Source organism: Pseudomonas sp. TE3786, assembly GCF_054057335.1.
Genome location: NZ_JBSRZF010000019.1, coordinates 14,676 through 31,274 on the forward strand (window position 1 = coordinate 14,676; position 16,599 = coordinate 31,274).

General features: G+C 58.6%; 19 protein-coding genes and 1 pseudogene. 8 read left to right on the forward strand and 12 right to left on the reverse strand.

From position 1 onward, the window contains the following. Nucleotides 1-17: 17 nt before the first annotated feature. The 6 genes and pseudogenes from ACVW0Y_RS18905 to ACVW0Y_RS18930 all read right to left on the reverse strand — a co-directional run bounded on the left by ACVW0Y_RS18905 (nucleotide 18) and on the right by ACVW0Y_RS18930 (nucleotide 6,264). Nucleotides 18-1,037 (reverse strand): SIR2 family protein, encoded by a 1,020-nt coding sequence (locus tag ACVW0Y_RS18905; protein WP_457440410.1) that lies wholly within the window; start codon nucleotides 1,035-1,037, stop codon nucleotides 18-20. 265 nt (nucleotides 1,038-1,302) lie between these two features. Beyond that, on the reverse strand, nucleotides 1,303-2,523 hold the full coding sequence (locus ACVW0Y_RS18910; protein ID WP_457440412.1) for an N-6 DNA methylase: 1,221 nt from the start codon (nucleotides 2,521-2,523) through the stop codon (nucleotides 1,303-1,305). A 666-nt stretch (nucleotides 2,524-3,189) separates the two neighbouring features. After that, the gene (locus ACVW0Y_RS18915; RefSeq protein WP_457440414.1) at nucleotides 3,190-3,606 is read right to left on the reverse strand and encodes a hypothetical protein; all 417 of its coding nucleotides are present in this window, start codon (nucleotides 3,604-3,606) and stop codon (nucleotides 3,190-3,192) included. A 1,025-nt stretch (nucleotides 3,607-4,631) separates the two neighbouring features. Continuing rightward, on the reverse strand, nucleotides 4,632-4,895 hold the full coding sequence (locus ACVW0Y_RS18920; RefSeq protein WP_457440416.1) for a winged helix-turn-helix transcriptional regulator: 264 nt from the start codon (nucleotides 4,893-4,895) through the stop codon (nucleotides 4,632-4,634). A 223-nt stretch (nucleotides 4,896-5,118) separates the two neighbouring features. Then, nucleotides 5,119-5,964: pseudogene (locus ACVW0Y_RS18925) on the reverse strand (YifB family Mg chelatase-like AAA ATPase); the annotation flags it as partial. Nucleotides 5,965-6,003: 39 nt separating this feature from the next. Further along, the gene (locus ACVW0Y_RS18930; protein WP_457440418.1) at nucleotides 6,004-6,264 is read right to left on the reverse strand and encodes an accessory factor UbiK family protein; all 261 of its coding nucleotides are present in this window, start codon (nucleotides 6,262-6,264) and stop codon (nucleotides 6,004-6,006) included. Between the two features lie 405 nt (nucleotides 6,265-6,669). On the opposite strand from ACVW0Y_RS18930, the gene glnK reads away from it, so the two are divergent. The 4 genes from glnK (at nucleotide 6,670) to sutA (ending at nucleotide 9,419) form a co-directional block, all read left to right on the forward strand. Continuing rightward, nucleotides 6,670-7,008, forward strand: coding sequence for a P-II family nitrogen regulator (gene glnK / locus ACVW0Y_RS18935; protein ID WP_003457590.1), 339 nt, complete (start codon nucleotides 6,670-6,672; stop codon nucleotides 7,006-7,008). A gap of 33 nt (nucleotides 7,009-7,041) precedes the next feature. Next, nucleotides 7,042-8,361, forward strand: coding sequence for an ammonium transporter (locus ACVW0Y_RS18940; RefSeq protein WP_457440421.1), 1,320 nt, complete (start codon nucleotides 7,042-7,044; stop codon nucleotides 8,359-8,361). Between the two features lie 207 nt (nucleotides 8,362-8,568). Continuing rightward, nucleotides 8,569-9,009, forward strand: coding sequence for a secondary thiamine-phosphate synthase enzyme YjbQ (locus ACVW0Y_RS18945; RefSeq protein ID WP_457440423.1), 441 nt, complete (start codon nucleotides 8,569-8,571; stop codon nucleotides 9,007-9,009). 77 nt (nucleotides 9,010-9,086) lie between these two features. Continuing rightward, nucleotides 9,087-9,419 (forward strand): transcriptional regulator SutA, encoded by a 333-nt coding sequence (sutA, locus tag ACVW0Y_RS18950; protein WP_108098001.1) that lies wholly within the window; start codon nucleotides 9,087-9,089, stop codon nucleotides 9,417-9,419. A 229-nt stretch (nucleotides 9,420-9,648) separates the two neighbouring features. On the opposite strand, the gene ACVW0Y_RS18955 is transcribed toward sutA, so the two are convergent. From ACVW0Y_RS18955 to lptM, 6 genes are read right to left on the reverse strand one after another with little or no spacing between them, the layout of a single operon-like run. Further along, a complete protein-coding gene (locus ACVW0Y_RS18955; RefSeq protein ID WP_457440426.1) occupies nucleotides 9,649-10,344 on the reverse strand; it encodes an HAD family hydrolase in 696 nt (231 codons plus the stop codon). Continuing rightward, complete coding sequence (gene xerC / locus ACVW0Y_RS18960) at nucleotides 10,341-11,237, reverse strand: tyrosine recombinase XerC (RefSeq protein WP_457440428.1); 897 nt, start codon at nucleotides 11,235-11,237, stop codon at nucleotides 10,341-10,343. The genes ACVW0Y_RS18955 and xerC overlap by 4 nt, the downstream gene beginning before the upstream one ends. A 48-nt stretch (nucleotides 11,238-11,285) precedes the next feature. Next, nucleotides 11,286-11,987 (reverse strand): DUF484 family protein, encoded by a 702-nt coding sequence (locus ACVW0Y_RS18965; RefSeq protein WP_457440430.1) that lies wholly within the window; start codon nucleotides 11,985-11,987, stop codon nucleotides 11,286-11,288. Continuing rightward, the gene (gene dapF / locus ACVW0Y_RS18970) at nucleotides 11,984-12,814 is read right to left on the reverse strand and encodes a diaminopimelate epimerase (RefSeq protein WP_457440433.1); all 831 of its coding nucleotides are present in this window, start codon (nucleotides 12,812-12,814) and stop codon (nucleotides 11,984-11,986) included. Before dapF ends, ACVW0Y_RS18965 begins: the two co-directional genes overlap by 4 nt. 5 nt (nucleotides 12,815-12,819) lie before the next feature. Then, nucleotides 12,820-14,067 (reverse strand): diaminopimelate decarboxylase, encoded by a 1,248-nt coding sequence (gene lysA, locus ACVW0Y_RS18975; RefSeq protein ID WP_457440434.1) that lies wholly within the window; start codon nucleotides 14,065-14,067, stop codon nucleotides 12,820-12,822. A 9-nt stretch (nucleotides 14,068-14,076) separates the two neighbouring features. Further along, nucleotides 14,077-14,202 carry an LPS translocon maturation chaperone LptM gene (lptM, locus tag ACVW0Y_RS18980; RefSeq protein WP_110615808.1) on the reverse strand — a complete coding sequence of 42 codons (126 nt, stop codon included), beginning with the start codon at nucleotides 14,200-14,202 and terminating at the stop codon, nucleotides 14,077-14,079. A gap of 149 nt (nucleotides 14,203-14,351) precedes the next feature. Between lptM and ACVW0Y_RS18985 the strand changes: the two genes are divergently transcribed. From ACVW0Y_RS18985 to rnk, 4 genes are all read left to right on the forward strand, one after another. After that, nucleotides 14,352-15,398: an AraC family transcriptional regulator gene (locus ACVW0Y_RS18985; protein WP_457440437.1), complete on the forward strand. Its 1,047-nt coding sequence runs from the start codon at nucleotides 14,352-14,354 to the stop codon at nucleotides 15,396-15,398. 55 nt (nucleotides 15,399-15,453) lie between these two features. Further along, nucleotides 15,454-15,786 carry an iron donor protein CyaY gene (cyaY, locus tag ACVW0Y_RS18990; RefSeq protein WP_457440438.1) on the forward strand — a complete coding sequence of 111 codons (333 nt, stop codon included), beginning with the start codon at nucleotides 15,454-15,456 and terminating at the stop codon, nucleotides 15,784-15,786. A gap of 34 nt (nucleotides 15,787-15,820) precedes the next feature. Further along, nucleotides 15,821-16,027, forward strand: coding sequence for a DUF1289 domain-containing protein (locus ACVW0Y_RS18995; RefSeq protein WP_457440572.1), 207 nt, complete (start codon nucleotides 15,821-15,823; stop codon nucleotides 16,025-16,027). Between the two features lie 163 nt (nucleotides 16,028-16,190). Further along, nucleotides 16,191-16,595 (forward strand): nucleoside diphosphate kinase regulator, encoded by a 405-nt coding sequence (gene rnk / locus ACVW0Y_RS19000; protein ID WP_457440440.1) that lies wholly within the window; start codon nucleotides 16,191-16,193, stop codon nucleotides 16,593-16,595. The last annotated feature ends 4 nt before the right edge of the window (nucleotides 16,596-16,599 follow it).

Sequence of the window (16,599 nt, forward strand, 5' to 3'; positions counted from 1 at the left end):
CGATCTACGTTCATCCGTCAGTGCTGCTTTGGTAGCCGAAGACTGGGCTGTCTTGATTTAGCATCTTTCATAATCTTTCGCGGGATCAGATGGTCTGGCTGAGCAATTGGCTGTTCCAGAGACTGTGGTTTTGGAAAATGCTGCGGGTACTGATGAATACGCTCTTCGATGAGATCAGCAGTTTTCAGATATCCATTTCGATAATCATCCGCTGACACGGACACTACCTCGACGCCAAGAGAGCGCATTAAGGACGCTACCGGGGATTCGGGCTGCGATGCACCGATCACCGTTTCATAGAAAAACACCTTTCCTGATTGTCGATCCCTGCGTCGCTTATGCAGCAGTAGCCACCATAAATCGATTTCCGTGAAATCCATGCCCAGTCCGACAATGTGGATATGGTCACGCAGGAAATAGTCAATCCAAGAATAGACAGAGTGGGTCTCGAGAAAAGCGTGATTGCCTGCTTTTACTGGCGAAGAGACTCGTCGAGACCCACCAGCTAGTTCGATAGTGCCTGTCACGTAGTTGCGAATTCTTTGAAGGTTACCCGCGTAGTGATCAAAGCCAAGCAACATAGAGCCTGGATTTGAGATGTCGCCGTGTACGTGCCAGATGTCCTTGTCGCCGGCCTGATGACGACGAAATAAGCTATACCGCGACTCTCGCGCTAAGAATGCGGGATGGTGCATTGGGCCTACGAAGGCTTCCTCAGCGGTAAAATCATAGTTTGTAGTCATGATGACTTTAAATGGACTACACACGCGCTCATGAGCGTCTATCGGATTGATCTGCTCTAGCAGCTTCGCAAACTCAATCTTTACGGCCATCTCAGCATGTCTAAAGCGCTGAGCAGAGCGAGCTGACAACTCTTCAATGAACATCGATAGCGGTTTAGATTTGATCTGAGGGATCAGATCAGCTGCGTCGAACTGTATTGCAAGTTCTTCAAGAATCTCAGTCCAAGGTTTTTGTAGCGCAACACGATTGATGCCATTTCCCAGCAGTAAGCAATGTGTCATGTAGTGCCCCACGCATCGATCATCTCGCATCTACATGCGAACTACGCCCTAAGACTAATTACGCAGCCATGAGTAGATAGTGCTTTCGATGACGGCGCCCGTGAGCAATATGCCGTAAAGAATAGCCCCGAGGAGTGATTCATCCTTCTCTGCTCTGGACCAAGAGGAGCGGCCAAGCTTGTCGGGGTTGATGGCGGTTTCCCAGCAAAATCACAGTTGTCGAATCGCCGGGCCCAAACTGTTGAGGCGCTTTCGATGCGACTAAATCGGCGGATTATTAGGCTGGTACTGGCATGTGAAGCAATTTGGAAACAGTCAGATGTTTTGCGCATGCTCCACTTGCCGCCGCGCGCCGCCAATTCGCACATTCGATGCTCGTAATAAAGCGAGCCACGCGGTCTTGATGCTTCGCAGGAGCCCTCACGCGAAATACCGACTCGGTAAAGGGGCTTTGTCCGGCGACTACAATCGCCTTGTGCCCTAAGCAGCGAGTGCCTACCCGAGGCAAAAGCATGTCTCCGATCGTCGCTAGCTGGAAGCTGGATTCTGCGACGTTTTGTAGAGATATCTCCGTCCCTACCTTGGGGAAATGAGAGGTGTGGAAATGGTGAACACCTAAGTTCAAAAACTGCGAGCTCGTTCGGCTACCTCTGATGACCGTGACGCCTAAATCTTGCAACGTTGTTCCGTTGCTGGCGCGCCTTAATGCAGCGTCCATCTCAGCGAACTCAATGCTGCGAAGATCCATGCTTTCGATCGCCTGGAGGGGATCGATTGCACGAAGAGTCTCCGGTTCGAACTGTTCGTTAAGACGACCCAGTGTCACGTGACGAGCGCGTGTTCGTCCGTACTTCACTATCAGCACGTAGGCTTGAACTTCAGTTGTGCGGCCGAAGGAGGAGGTAGGTAGTTCGTAGCACTGCACCTGAGAAGCTGAGTCCATAAGCATCTTTCGGAAAAGCTTGCTTTGGGGGCCTCGTGGGATATCTGCACCTACGATGAACGCAGCCGTACCGTTGGATTTCAACTTGGAAATGGACTCAAGCACAAAATATAGATCAATAGGCGCCCAGCTGCCTTGAGTCTCAAGCTCAGGACAAAGCGCGTGAAGGCGTTCTTTTGCTGCTGGAGTTAAGCCCTGGATGCCGTAGGGCGGATTTCCAATCACATGATCAAATTGTTTGGGCTGCAGCCTTTCTGCTAGAGAATCTGCAGCCAACACATCATGGTTGAGATAAGTGAAATCGGGGAGATGCGGGCTCCGCTCGATCATCGCTTCTTCGATCTCAACGCCAACATAGCTCTCAGGAGCTGCGCCACGATAAACCGCTTCAGCTAAACGCCCGGAACCAGATCCGAGTTCTAGCCAGCGTCCACCTTTTGCGCCAAGCAGGCGTACGACCGCATCAGCCAGAGGCTGTGGGGTCATAATTTGCCCCAGTCTGGTCTGCGAACTGTAGGTGGTCCGATATCGCTTCAGCGTACCTAAGGGTTTCATCTCTCTACACCTCCCAGTGATTGAGAGCTTGTTGGCAAAGCTTCGAGTTGTTATCGTACATACCTATGCCAAGAATCGCAAATAAACCATCCATGGAAGTACTGGCCGCTCGACGCCAGCTACGAAACCATATAACCAGGCTAGGGGTCTCAGATAATGAGTACTCCAGGAGATCTGGCGTTCCTCAATACACGCTTTCAAAGTTCTTGAATGGCCACATTAAGAGCCTGACGCCTGAGGTAGAGCGTGCTCTAAATTATGCCAATATTGGCATAACACATGACATTACTTCGCTTACGCAAAACCCGGCAATTCGGGACGCGCTGGGGCAGGCTTGGGACGGGACGGAGAGTGGAGCGCAGGCTCTTGCGCTTATGATTAATGCGCTAGCGCCCGCGATACGAGTAATGCAAGGCGATCCTAGTTGATGAGGCGAAAGTGAAGTCTGCGAGATTTGTGCTCTTCCACCCCTCATTCGACCTGTAAGGACCAGGGGTTAGGATAGGCCTGCTGCTAGCTGGCTATTGAGGGCTCGCACCTACTCAACTGTTTTCCTATGCGCAGCTAAACGACTCGCGTCCAGCGATAGTGCATTCAACTTCAAAGACCTGAGCATGCTTCAATCCAAGCAATCGACATGCTCAGAATCGGAGGGCCTGCTGTGCCTTATCCGCGTTTATGCATCCAAGAGGCGATTTTCATAAACAGGCTCGCCAGCTGACGGTATTTTTCAAACGTTGGCATAGGATCATTAACGAGGTGGCCACGCAGGGGCATTTTCTCTGCCTGCTCCTGAAGCCAGCGCTGCTTTTTAGGTGTTTTTTCTTGAGCAATACGCGCGTCTAATCGAGCGCAGTCTCGGACATGCATTGCATTCAAGCGAGAGCGCTGAAGCTTGATAATCAAAGGTGCAGACGCGTAGAGAGCCCACATCGCCAGCATAGCCGCGGCTCCATTGATCCACGTCAGATCATCCTGTCGCCATAACGCTACGAGCACCATGAGTGGCGCGAGTTCCAGCAGCCGAAAGTAGGTTTTTCTCGTAGGCGCTAATCCCAGTATGAACAGCCGATGCATGATCATAAACAGCCCTCTGTGAAATCGTTGTTGATGGTGGAGTCGTTGGACCTCTTTCCCAAGAAACCACAAGAAATTGACCAAAGCATCCCATTAGCGAGTAAAAACGTCATCGCACCAGATACTTGCTCGTCAGGTGAATAGAGCAAGTCAAGCCTCTTCGGGGCTTCAGTAGGAGGCGTATTAATGCAGGATGCGTACACGATTTTTGATCACCGACATCGATTCGCGGCTTGGGCTGCAGCTCGAGCATATTCTCGGGGAGCACCTGGGCATACCGTTAAGAATGCGGCACGCCTAATAGACCTTTCAGGCGCAGCGAGCGTCAGAACCGCAAACGATCTCCCGTCTCCAGAAAAAATGAGTTCATTTTTGGATTCTCTCTTCACTCGCGCAATGGAAGGTGCGCAAGGCTTGACCTACGTGAGGGAGAGAAAAGACAGGGACACAGGTAAAAAATTAAAAAGCACGGAGACGCTTTGCTGCAGCTATGGACGTGCGCAGAAGCTAATCAACATCTATCTGAAATCGAAACTAGTATGCGCAGGGCAGGAAACGCACCCGAGCGTGGCTCTGCTTCATCCTCCGATAGACTCAGTGCTCATCAATAATATGAAAGCGTTACTGAGCGCGGAGCCAAGTAGATACCCGAAAGCGCTCGTGGCTTTTAAAAGAGCTCAGAAGCTAGGCGTAGCTTGGTCCGACTTCGATAAAGCGACGTATGAGTCCTACATCGACGTTGTGAAATTGATCCAGGGAGCGCGTCCGCTTTGGGGTATTGAATGGCTCTGGGATGCTAGTTAAGCCCTTCGGGTTTGCGAGGCGGCGGAGTCAGGTCCATTCGACATCCTTGTTCAGTGGTGGGAACACTATCGATTCAATCGCTTCAGCGAGATAGAGCTCATCTACGATCGCTATCTATTCTGCGTCAGCTATCTGTTGTGCCTCCTAACTGGTGGAATGGTGTTTCATCGTTTTTTGTCCATCAGGTCAATCCAGTTGGTGAGCGCCCCGAAAACTGGTCTGAGGCCTCAACCCCAATCCGATAGCTTGTACTCAACCTTGGGAGGGACCTGCGCATAAAGCTTCCGAATAACAAGCCCGTCCATTTCCAACTGCCGGAGTTGCTGGATCAACATCTTTTTAGAAATGTTGGGGATGCGTTTTTCCAAATATGAAAAACGATACGAATCCCCGTCGAGCAGATGAAACAGGATGATGAGCTTCCACTTGCCCTCAAGCAGGCGTGAGATAGTTTCAATGCCGGTTGTAGCCTCGGTGCTGCTCTCAGTCATTGGAATCACACGCTAGAAAAATTTGAAGACTTTTCTGATCCGTAGGACGCGGGGAAAGCTTCTCTCTTCTGAGAGGGAAGATGGTTAAGCCGAATAGATAAGCGAAAAGCTCAAGCGCTGAGCCCCCGTATTTGCTGCGTTCTGGGACCTTAGGCCTGCCTTTTAGAGGCTAATTTATTTCTCATCTATTTCGCGTCTTTCTCAACAATTGCTCGATGTCTCAGCCGCCACCGACCAGTGCCGGACCTGAAGCCGTATGGTGTGGATGCCGGAACGGCCGCTGTGGCCAGGCGCTCATGGGGGTGTGGCTGGCCACCGATTGAATCGCCGCCACCTCCAGCGCTTCCTGTTCTTCCAGCGGTGGCAGCAGCCCGGGCAGGCGGCTGGCGAGCAGGGTTTTGCCGGTGCCTGGAGGGCCGGTGAACAACAGGTTATGGGAACCGGCGGCAGCGACCAGCAAGGCACGCTTGGCGGCTGCCTGGCCCTGCACTTCGCTGAGGTCCGGATAGGGTGCGCATTCGCGCAGCAGGCCTTGCGCCTCGTACGCGAGGATGGGTGTCAGGCCGTTGAAGTGGGCGGCGAGCTCCAGCAGGTGATCCGCCGCCAGGACGGTGAGGCCGGATGCCAGGCTGGCTTCTTCGGCATTGCTGCGCGGCACAATCAGGGTGCGCCCTGCCGCCCGCGCGGCGAGAGCGGCGGGCAGAACACCCTGCACGGGACGAAGTTCACCAGACAATGCCAACTCGCCCAGGCATTCCACCTGTTCGAGCGCTGCTGCCGGCACCTGGCCGCTGGCTGCCAGAATTCCCAGCGCGATGGCGAGGTCAAAGCGCCCGCCGTCTTTGGGCAAATCGGCGGGGGCGAGGTTGAGGGTGATGCGACGTTGGGGAAATTCAAAGGCGCAATTCAGAATCGCGCTACGCACGCGGTCTTTGCTTTCCTTGACGGCGGTTTCCGGCAAGCCCACCAGGGTCAGTGAGGGCAGACCGTTGGCCAGGTGGGCTTCGACGATCACGGCGGGGGCTTGCACGCCGACTTGGGCGCGACTGCGGACGATGGCCAGAGACACGGATCACTCCTTGATCACATGCCGCTTATGCGGCGGGGTTTACTCGCTGGGCGGGGTTACCTTGGCTTCCAGTTCGGCGACCTTGGCTTCCAGCGCTTCGAGGCGGGCGCGGGTGCGGGCGAGGACGGCCATCTGGCTATCGAACTCTTCCCGGCTGACCAGATCCAGCTTGCTGAAACCACTTTGCAACAGGGCTTTGAACTGGGCTTCGAATTCACTGCGCGGCAAGGGTGTTTCACCATTGAACAGGCGCGAGGCATGGGTGCTTAAAGCGTCGAGCAGGGCTTTGGGCGGCAGCATAAAAGGGTTCCAGAAAAGTCGGCTGGCAGTGTACCACGCGGCATCTAGGCTAACGGCTGCAGGGTTTTGCACGGTTTTGGAGCGTCGCTAAAGCGAACCCTGCACTGTTGTTGCGCGTGACTCGCTTGCGCACTCTGGTCACATTGCTGCTTGGGCTTAATAACTCGCTGAATTTCAAGCTTTTCAGCGAGCTGGCAAGCTTTCTGCTTAGTGGCCTATGACGCATGCACCGATGCAGTTCGGATGCGTAAGGCGAAGCGGGGGAGTCGTTTCGTCAGGAGCGATTGGTTGTGTCGAGAGCCCTCCCTGAGGACGTTCGATGCGTTACAAAGCCAGACACTGCGCTTAGACTTGAGCCGGGTTCGTTTTTCCTGGGGCAAGTCCACCAATACGGGAGAGAGTTTCATGAAGTTAGTAACTGCCATCATCAAACCGTTCAAGCTGGACGATGTGCGCGAGTCGCTATCGGAGATCGGCGTGCAAGGCATCACTGTCACTGAAGTCAAAGGCTTCGGTCGTCAGAAAGGCCATACCGAGTTGTATCGCGGCGCCGAATACGTGGTCGACTTCCTGCCCAAGGTGAAGATCGACGTGGCCATTGCTGATGACCAGCTGGACCGCGTAATCGAAGCCATCACCAAGGCTGCCAACACCGGCAAAATCGGTGACGGCAAGATCTTCGTGGTCAATCTGGAACAGGCAATTCGCATCCGTACCGGTGAAACCGGCACCGACGCAATCTAAGCCGCCGAACCCAACGCCCCAGGAGAAAACAATATGACTCTGCGTAAGCTCGCAGGGCTAGGAGCCCTTTTGTCCCTCGTTACCCCCGGCCTGGCAATGGCCGCTGACGAGGTTGTGTTGAATAGCGGTGATACGGCGTGGATGTTGACCGCCACCGCATTGGTGCTGTTCATGACCATCCCCGGCCTGGCGCTGTTCTACGGCGGCATGGTCCGCTCCAAGAACATCCTCTCGGTGATGATGCAATGCTTCGCCATCACTGGCCTGATCAGCATTCTGTGGGTCGTTTACGGCTACAGCATGACGTTCGATGTCACTGGCATGGAACAGGGCGTTGTTAACTTCAATTCCTTCGTGGGTGGCCTGTCCAAGGCATTCCTCGCCGGCGTTACTCCAGCCAGCCTGACGTACGCTGTGCCGGAAGCCGTCTTCATCACCTTCCAGATGACCTTCGCGATCATCACCCCGGCTCTGATCGTTGGTGCCTTCGCAGAGCGTATGAAGTTCTCCGCGATGCTGATCTTCATGGGCGTGTGGTTCACTCTGGTCTATGCACCAATCGCCCACATGGTCTGGAGCGGTAACGGCGGCCTGCTGTGGGACTGGGGCGTACTGGACTTCGCTGGCGGCACCGTGGTGCACATCAACGCCGGTATCGCGGGTCTGGTTGCTTGCCTGGTGATGGGCAAACGCAAAGGCTACCCAACCACCCCGATGGCTCCGCACAACCTGGGCTACACCCTGGTCGGTGCCGCCATGCTGTGGATCGGCTGGTTCGGCTTCAACGCCGGTTCCGCTGTGGCCTCCAACGGCACCGCCGGTATGGCCATGCTGGTTACCCAGATCGCTACCGCCGCCGCTGCACTGGGCTGGATGTTCGCCGAGTGGATCACCCACGGTAAGCCAAGTGCCCTGGGCATCGCTTCGGGTGTAGTCGCTGGTCTGGTCGGTATCACCCCGGCTGCCGGTACCGTTGGCCCAATGGGCGCTCTGGTAATCGGCCTGGCTGCTGGCGTGATCTGCTTCTTCTGCGCCACTACCCTGAAACGCAAACTGGGCTACGACGACTCCCTGGACGCCTTCGGCGTACACGGTATCGGCGGTATCGTTGGTGCACTGCTGACCGGCGTATTCGCAGCTCCTGCCTTGGGCGGCTTCGGCACTGTGACCGACATCGGCGCACAGGTTTTCACCCAGTTCAAAGGCGTTGCCTTCACCGTTGTCTACACCGCGATCGTCACCTTTGTGATCCTCAAAGTGCTGGACCTGGTGATCGGTCTGCGTGTCAGCGAAGAGGAAGAGACTGTCGGTCTGGACCTCGCGCAGCACAACGAGCGTGGCTACAACCTGTAAGGCTTCCTTATAAGGTTCTATCCGCACGAAAAATGCCCGGCTCTGCCGGGCATTTTGCATTTTGCGATAGTGTGAATTTGCGACCTTTGTCGAGCCCGGTCAGCCTTGAAAACCGGGATCGCAGAAATAAACTCAAGCGCTCTGGCCTGTGCTCTTTGCTTTTTCTCGCAGCACGCTAGAATGCGCGCCGAAGCAGCGGAGATGCATATGTGGCAGCAACGCGAATTCAGCTTGCAGGCACGGCCTCGAGGCTTCCATCTGGTGACGGATGAGGTCACGGGCAAATTGCCGGAACTGCGTAGCTGTGGTGTCGGTCTGTTACATCTGTGGCTGTTGCACACCTCGGCTTCGTTGACCGTCAATGAAAATGCCGACCCGGCTGTGCGACGCGACTTTGAGCGTTTCTTCAATCGTCTTGTGCCTCAAGCCGACGGCAGTCATGCCGATAGTGGTTACGAGCACAACGATGAGGGCCCGGACGATTTACCGGCGCACTTCAAGGCCAGCTTGCTGGGCTGCCAACTGACACTGCCGATCACGGCAGGACGTTTGGCACTGGGAACCTGGCAGGGGATTTACCTGGGGGAGCACCGCGACCACGGTGGCCCCAGAAGAGTGCTCGCGACCCTGCAGGGTGAGCCTCTTTGAATTTTTTCTGGCAATGCGCGACAGCGTGCGTTGCTGGGCTATAACTAATCTGCTTTTCGCAAGTCATGAGGTTAAACATGAGCGACGAAGATCTGGAACAAGACGAGCTGGAAGGTGGTGCGGAAGACGACGGCGAAGAGCTGGCGGCTGCCGACGATGGCGTGGCCGATGATGGCGATGACAGCGACAGTGACAGCGATGTCCCGGTAAAAGCTGGCAAGAAAGCCAAGGCGGCGGTCGATATCGACGAGCTGCCGAGCATCGAAGCCAAACAGAAGGAACGCGATGCGCTGGAGCGCGCCATGCAGGAATTTCTTTCCCGTGGCGGCAAGGTGCAGGAAGTCGAACCCAATGTGGTGGCGGATCCCCCCAAAAAGCCAGACAGCAAATACGGCAGCCGCCCTATTTAGGTTTAGCTCAATAAAAAACCCGCCTCGTTGGCGGGTTTTTTATTGGCTTGGCGATCAACTGCGCGTCGGCTTCGCTGCGTTGAAACGCTCTAGCTCGCCAGACCTCGATGTGTGGCGCTGCTGAGATTGTGAAATCAAAAGCATCGCGGCTGAAGCCGCTCTTACGGGGTGACTCGATCTTTTGCGGGAGAGGCTTCAGCCTCGCTTGGGACGAGGGGTAGCCGCGGCATCAGGCCCATTGCGCCAACACCTCTGGCAACTCCGCCAACGCCCGAATCTGTGCATCCGGGCTGCCTTCGCCTTCCCAGCTTTTGCCCTGCGGGTTGAACCAGATCGCGCGCATGCCGGCATTCTGGGCACCGCGGATATCGTCGGCCGGGTGGTCGCCGACATGCACGCCGGCGTCGGCTGCAACGCCTGCGTGTTGCAGCGCGGTGACAAAGGGCAGTGGGTCGGGTTTGCCAACTCCCAGGTCTTCGGCGCACAGGGCGAAGCGGAAGTAGTCGGCCAGCCCCAGACGGCGCACGTCGGCATTGCCGTTGGTGATCACGCCGAGGGTGTAGCGCTCGGTGAGGTGCTCCAGGGTTGGCACCGTGTCGTCGAAAAAGGTGATGCGATGGCGGGCATCGAGCATGGCGTGGAACGCCTCTTCGGCCATGCGCCGGGACTCTTCAACGCTATAACCCACGCCCTCCATCGCTTGAAACAACGTTCTGCGCCGCAGCTCGCTGAGGCGATACCGCAGCGTAGGTTCGGCGGCCAGCACCTGGCTGCGAATGGCCCACAAATGCTCCACCGGCAGCGCCGCCAGCAACGGCGCATGTTCGTTCAGCCAGTTGCGCATGGCCGCCTCGGCACCGGTGATCACCGGCAGGTTGTCCCACAGGGTGTCGTCGAGGTCGAAGGTGATCAGTTGAATGCTCATGACTCGCTGCTTTTGCGTTTGGCCCGCGGGTGGGCACCGTCGTAAACCGTGGCCAGGTGCTGGAAGTCCAGGTGGGTGTAGATCTGTGTGGTGGCGATATCGGCGTGGCCGAGCAACTCTTGCACGGCGCGTAGATCCTGGGACGATTCGAGCATATGGCTGGCAAAGGAGTGACGCAGCATATGCGGGTGCAGGTGCTGCCCCAGTTCGCGCACGCCGGCCTGGCCGACGCGCAGTTGAATGGCGCGCGGCCCCAGTCGCCGACCTTGGGCGCTGATAAATACCGCGTCGTCCGCCGGGTTGGCCAGGGCCCGTTGCGGCAACCAGTTTTCGATGGCTTCGCGGGCTTTGCGGCCCAGCGGCAGCACCCGCGTCTTGCTGCCTTTACCAAACACTTCCACCAGACCGCCAGGCAGGTCCAGTTGCTGCAGATTCAAGCCTGCCAGCTCGGCCAGGCGCAGGCCGGAGGAGTAGAACAGCTCGAGCATGGCCTGGTCGCGCAGACCGATAAAGTCGTCCTCCACGGCACCATCAAGCAGCTGCGAGGTGCGGTCGGCATCCAGCGTGCGTGGCAGGCGGCGTTCGCGTTTCGGTGGGGCGACGCCGGTGGCCGGGTCGTGTTGGCAGAGGCCTTCGCCGATCAGGTAGCTGTACAGCCCGCGAGTGGCCGACAACAGCCGCGCCAGGCTACGCGCCGACAGGCCTTGCTGGTGCAGACGGGCGACGAAGCTGCGCAACTGGCGCACATCGAGTTTGGCCCAGGAGGCGATGCCCTGTTTCTCGCACAGCTCCACCAGTTTCAGCAGATCGCGTTGATAACCGTCGAGGGTGTGCGGCGACATCTGACGCTCGCTACGCAAGTGTTGCAGGTAGGCATCCAGGGCAGCGTGCATCAGGCCATGCTCCTCGGCACGGCAGCGCAGTGCTGCCGGCCAGGCGGGTTAGCGTACCGAGCGTAGCGGCGTGGCGAAGCGCGGCAGTACGCGGGCGAGAACTTCGGCGATATAGCCGAGGAATAGGGTGCCGAGGGAGCTTTTGTAGTGCTGCGGATCCGGGCTGCCGATGGCCAGCACGCCGTGCAGGCCCTGGTGGCTGAGGGCGACCACGGCGGCCGAGCCGACGCTGTCCCGCTCTTCTTCGCTGAACAGGAACGCCAGCTCGTGGCTGCGCAGCACGCCGCAGATGGTCTTGCCGTCGGCCAGTAGGCCGCCAATGGCCTGATGGGCTTCGGCAAAGCTCACTGAGCGGCCCACGCCGGTCGGCGTTTCGCTGAACAGCGTGAGGCTGACAAAGGGCACCTGGAATTCATGGCGCAGGCTGTCTTCAACCGCGCTGACCACTTCTTCCAGGGTGCCCGCATCGAGCAGATCGAGGACCAGACGACGGGTCTTATCGAACAGCCGATCATTGTCGCGGGCGACATCCATCAGTTGCGAAAGACGGTGGCGCATTTCGATATTGCGCTCACGCAGCAGCTTGACCTGGCGCTCCACCAGCGACACCGACTCTCCGCGCTGGTGCGGAATGCGCAGTTCGGGGATCAGCTCGTCATGGTCGACGAAAAACTCCGGATGGGCGCGCAGATACGCGGCTACCGCTTCCGCGTCGAGAGGGGTGCTCGGGTCTTGCTGCTTGTCGGTCATAGGCGAACCTGCCCTTCATAAACCCGGACTGCAGGCCCGGTCATCATTACGGGGTGCCCGGGCCCTGCCCATTCGAGGAATAGACGGCCTCCGAGCAGTTCGAGTTGCACCGGCGAGTCCATCCAGCCCTGGCTGATGGCCGCCACTGCAGCGGCGCAAGCACCACTGCCGCAGGCCTGGGTTTCCCCGGCGCTGCGCTCCCACACACGCAATTTGGCGTGGTGGCGGTCGATGACTTGCAGAAAACCGATGTTGGCCCGATTGGGGAAGCGTGGATGGTGCTCCAGCTTCGGCCCCAGGGTGTGGACTGGCGCGCTGTCGACATCATCGACGCGCAACACACCATGGGGATTGCCCATGGAGACTGCCGCCAGTTGCACCGGGGTGCCATCGACATCGACGCTGTAGTTCAGCGCCTGGCTCTCGGCTTGGAACGGAATACGGGCCGGCTCCAGAATCGGTGCGCCCATATTGACGCTGATCTGGCCGTCGGCGCGGATATCCAGCTCCATGATGCCGCCAGAGGTTTCCACGCGGATCTGCCGTTTCATGGTCAGGCGCTTGTCCAGCACGAAGCGGGCGAAGCAGCGCGCACCGTTGCCGCATTGCTCCACTTCCGAACCGTCGGCGTTGAAGATGCGGTAACGGAAATCGACGTCCGGGTTGCTCGGTGGTTCCACCAAAAGCAGCTGGTCGAAGCCCACGCCAGTGTGGCGGTCGCCCCACTGCTTGGCGTGTTTGGGTTGGATATGCGCGTGCTGGCTGACCAGGTCGAGGACCATGAAGTCATTGCCCAGCCCGTGCATTTTGGTGAATCGCAGCAACATGACCGTTACTCCGGCAGCAGGCTTTCGCCAGCATAGAGTTCTTGCACGGTCTCGCGGCGGCGCACTTCGTAAGCCTGTTCGCCGTCGACCAGCACTTCGGCGCAACGGCCACGGGTGTTGTAGTTGGAACTCATGGCAAAACCATAGGCACCCGCCGAGCACACTGCCAATAAATCACCTTCGGCAAGCGCCAGCTCACGACCTTTGGCCAGGAAGTCACCGGTTTCGCAGATGGGGCCAACGATGTCGTAGACGCGCGCTGCGCCTTCGCGTGGCTGTACCGGCAACACGTCCATCCAGGCCTGGTAGAGGGCCGGGCGGATCAGGTCGTTCATGGCAGCATCGACGATGGCGAAGTCTTTGTGCTCGGTGTGCTTGAGGTATTCCACCTGGGTCAGCAGCACGCCGCCGTTGGCGACGATATAGCGGCCCGGCTCGAACACCAGCTTGAGGTCGCGCCCGGCAGTACGTTCACGCACGGCCTGGATATAGTCGCTGACCAGCGGCGGCGTTTCGTCTTTGTAGCGCACGCCAACGCCACCGCCCAGGTCCAGGTGCTGGATCTGGATGCCACGCGCCGCGAGGCGGTCGATCAGCGCCAGCAGACGGTCGAGGGCGTCGAGGAACGGCGGCAGGCTGGTCAGTTGCGAACCGATATGGCAGTCCACACCCAGCACTTTCAGGTTCGGCAGTTCCTGGGCGCGGGCATACACCGCTTCGGCATCGGCTATGGCGATACCGAATTTGTTTTCTTTGAGACCGGTGGAAATGTACGGGTGGGTGCCGGCATCGACATCCGGGTTGACCCGCAGGGAGATCGGTGCGATCAGGTCCTGCTCGGCTGCTACCTGTTGCAGGCGTTCCAGCTCGTCGGTGGATTCGACGTTGAAGCAGTGCACACCGACTTCCAGGGCGCGGCGCATATCGTCACGACTTTTGCCGACACCGGAAAACACGATCTTGCCCGGTTCGCCGCCAGCGGCCAGCACACGCTCCAGTTCGCCCGACGAAACGATATCGAAGCCGGCACCCAGACGGGCCAGCAGGTTCAGTACCGCCAGGTTGGAGTTGGCTTTGACCGCGTAGCACACCAGATGCGGGACACCTTGCAGGGCGTCGGCATAGGCATTGAACTGCGCGCTGATATGCGCCCGCGAGTAAACGTAGGTGGGTGTGCCAAAGCGCTCGGCAATGGCGGACAACGCCACACCCTCCGCAAACAGCTCACCTGTGCGGTAATTGAAGGCGTGCATACCGCCTCCTTAGTGGGTGTGTTCAGCAGAGGGTTGATCTTCGCCTGGCAGATACAGCGGGCCTTTCTGGCCGCAGCCGCTGAGCAGAGACGAAATGGCGACGAGCGCGATAAGGGCAGTCAGTAGCCGCTTCATGGCGGATTCCTTGTAAAAGCAGTGATTGGGCCCGAGTATACCGGCCCCCCGACGCCTTGCCTATGCGCCAGCCCTCTGCCGTCCTGCGGGCCTTGGCGCTAGCATATAGGCTGGCCTCACCCGGGATTCGCGCCCAATCAGGAGCTCCGATGGATACCCCCACGCCTCTCGCCGGTTCGGTTTCGGTCGCCTATCTGCAGGGGCTGCTGGACTACCTGGGGCGTCAGGGCATTGCCAGCGACACCCTGCTGGCACCACTGCAGTTGAGCCCGGTGCTGTTAGCGCAGCGGGATCAGCGGGTGGCCGCGTCGGTGTATCTGGAATTGATGAACCGTGGCGTGGCGCTGACCGGCGATGAGTTTTTCGGTCTGCACCTGGGCGAAGCCGTGCGCCCCGGCTATTACGGCGTGCTCGGCTATCTGCTGATGAGTTGCGCGACCTTGGGCGACGCCCTGCATCGCCAGGCCCGTTACGCGACCCTGGTGGGCAGCCTGGGACACGTCGACCTGGCCGACGAGCCGGCCCGTCCGGGCCTCGAACCTCAGGTGGCACACAGCTGGCAGCCGCTATTGCCGCAACAGCAGCGCCAGCTGAGCGAAGAAACCCTGGCCGGCTGGACCACCTTCGGCCACTGGATAAGCGGCCTGGATATCCCGCCCACCGAGGTGCGCTTCCAACACCCGGCACCCGCCGATACCTCGGAGTACCAGCGTATCTTTCGCTGCCCGGTGTTGTTTTCCCAGGCTGACAACGCCCTGGTTTTCCCCAAGCGCCTGCTGCAAGCACCGCTCGGCCAGGCCGATGCACAGGTGCGGCAGATGCTCGATGGCTACGCTGATCGGCTACTCAGCGAATTGCGCCAGGGCCAGCAGGTGCTGGACCGCGCGCGCCTGGAGCTGGCCAAGCAACTGGCGGACGCGGGCCCGGACCTGGAGCGTCTGGCGCAGATTCTGGCGCTCAGTCCGCGCACCTTGCAGCGCCGTCTGCGCGAGACCGGGTTATCATTCAGCCAGCTTGTCGACGAGACCCGTCAGCAACTGGTGCTGCAGTACCTGCGAGACCCGACTCTGGAACTGGCCGATATCGCCTTTTTCGTCGGCTTCAGCGAAGCCGGCTCCCTGGCCCGGGCATTTCGTCGCTGGACCGGGCAAAGCCCCGCTGAATACCGACGCACGCTGGTGGCCAACGTCGATTGATCCTTTAAAGCAACGCACCACGACGTTGCCCTATTTTCTGCCTGAGGTGCCCGTTATGAGTTTGACCGAAGCGCGTTTTCACGACCTGGTGGATGCCACCCAGGAATCGGTAGAAGACATTTTCGATGACAGCGGCCTGGACCTTGATCTGGAAAACTCCGCCGGCATTCTCACCGTGCGTTTTGCCAATGGCTCGCAGCTTATCCTCAGCCGCCAGGTGCCGATCCGCCAACTCTGGGTGGCGGCAAAATCCGGTGGCTTCCACTTTGACTACGACAGCGCCAGCAACCGCTGGATCTGCGACACCAGTGACGAGCTGCTGGGCGAAATGCTTGCACGCATTACCCTGGAGCAAGCCGAAGAGGCAATCGAGTTCGATGAGCTCTGACAGCCAGACCTCCGCGCCCGTGTTGTTCGAACCGATGGCCGGCACAGTGGCGGCGGCCGAAGATATCGTGCTGTCGCCCTGTCGCCGCGAATGCTGCCTGGATGACGAGGATGTCTGCCTGGGTTGCGGCCGCCTGCTGGCGGAGATCCGCGAATGGAAAGCCGCCGACAGCCCGCGGCGGCGGCAGATTATCCAGTTGGCCCAGGCGCGGGTGAAACCTTCGCCTTTCCGGCAGTCTTGACCAACGGGTCATGTCTTGTGCTACGGTCGCACCAGCCTCAACTGAATGAGGTACCTGCAAACCCCGGCTTCGGTCGGGGTTTTTCTTTATTACCGCCTAGGGGCTGCTGCCTTGTACGCCATTGTTGGCGGCGGCATTCCTGCTGATTGTGAGTACCGTAGTCATGACTGCTCCTGCGATCACCATTACCCGTCTGGATCTGCAACGTCTTGAACGCCTGCTCGACGGCCTGGACGATTTCGGCCCTGGTGCCCAGGCTCTGGAAGCCGAGTTGGCGCGTGCCCAAGTGGTGGGCCATGACGAAGTACCGGCTGGGGTCGTGACCATGAATTCGCGGGTGTACTGCCGTGAAGAAGGCAGCGGCAAGGAATATCACCTGACCCTGGTTTACCCGCAGGATGCCGGCGGCGAAGGCACCGTCTCGATTCTGGCACCAGTGGGCAGCGCTTTGCTGGGCCTGTCGGTCGGTCAGCATATCGACTGGCCGACCCCGGCTGGCAAGCTGATCCAGCTGACGCTGCTGGCAGTCGAATACCAGCCGGAAGCGGCCGGTGCCTATAGCCAGTGATTGG

Excerpts from the sequence above, each read along its gene's own strand:
- ACVW0Y_RS18910 (WP_457440412.1), bottom strand. The coding sequence starts at position 2,523 with ATGAAACCCTTAGGTACGCTGAAGCGATATCGGACCACCTACAGTTCG.
- ACVW0Y_RS18915 (WP_457440414.1), bottom strand. The coding sequence starts at position 3,606 with ATGATCATGCATCGGCTGTTCATACTGGGATTAGCGCCTACGAGAAAA.
- ACVW0Y_RS18920 (WP_457440416.1), bottom strand. The coding sequence starts at position 4,895 with ATGACTGAGAGCAGCACCGAGGCTACAACCGGCATTGAAACTATCTCA.
- ACVW0Y_RS18930 (WP_457440418.1), bottom strand. The coding sequence starts at position 6,264 with ATGCTGCCGCCCAAAGCCCTGCTCGACGCTTTAAGCACCCATGCCTCG.
- glnK (WP_003457590.1), top strand. The coding sequence starts at position 6,670 with ATGAAGTTAGTAACTGCCATCATCAAACCGTTCAAGCTGGACGATGTG.
- ACVW0Y_RS18940 (WP_457440421.1), top strand. The coding sequence starts at position 7,042 with ATGACTCTGCGTAAGCTCGCAGGGCTAGGAGCCCTTTTGTCCCTCGTT.
- ACVW0Y_RS18945 (WP_457440423.1), top strand. The coding sequence starts at position 8,569 with ATGTGGCAGCAACGCGAATTCAGCTTGCAGGCACGGCCTCGAGGCTTC.
- sutA (WP_108098001.1), top strand. The coding sequence starts at position 9,087 with ATGAGCGACGAAGATCTGGAACAAGACGAGCTGGAAGGTGGTGCGGAA.
- ACVW0Y_RS18955 (WP_457440426.1), bottom strand. The coding sequence starts at position 10,344 with ATGAGCATTCAACTGATCACCTTCGACCTCGACGACACCCTGTGGGAC.
- xerC (WP_457440428.1), bottom strand. The coding sequence starts at position 11,237 with ATGCACGCTGCCCTGGATGCCTACCTGCAACACTTGCGTAGCGAGCGT.
- ACVW0Y_RS18965 (WP_457440430.1), bottom strand. The coding sequence starts at position 11,987 with ATGACCGACAAGCAGCAAGACCCGAGCACCCCTCTCGACGCGGAAGCG.
- dapF (WP_457440433.1), bottom strand. The coding sequence starts at position 12,814 with ATGTTGCTGCGATTCACCAAAATGCACGGGCTGGGCAATGACTTCATG.
- lysA (WP_457440434.1), bottom strand. The coding sequence starts at position 14,067 with ATGCACGCCTTCAATTACCGCACAGGTGAGCTGTTTGCGGAGGGTGTG.
- lptM (WP_110615808.1), bottom strand. The coding sequence starts at position 14,202 with ATGAAGCGGCTACTGACTGCCCTTATCGCGCTCGTCGCCATTTCGTCT.
- ACVW0Y_RS18985 (WP_457440437.1), top strand. The coding sequence starts at position 14,352 with ATGGATACCCCCACGCCTCTCGCCGGTTCGGTTTCGGTCGCCTATCTG.
- cyaY (WP_457440438.1), top strand. The coding sequence starts at position 15,454 with ATGAGTTTGACCGAAGCGCGTTTTCACGACCTGGTGGATGCCACCCAG.
- ACVW0Y_RS18995 (WP_457440572.1), top strand. The coding sequence starts at position 15,821 with ATGGCCGGCACAGTGGCGGCGGCCGAAGATATCGTGCTGTCGCCCTGT.
- rnk (WP_457440440.1), top strand. The coding sequence starts at position 16,191 with ATGACTGCTCCTGCGATCACCATTACCCGTCTGGATCTGCAACGTCTT.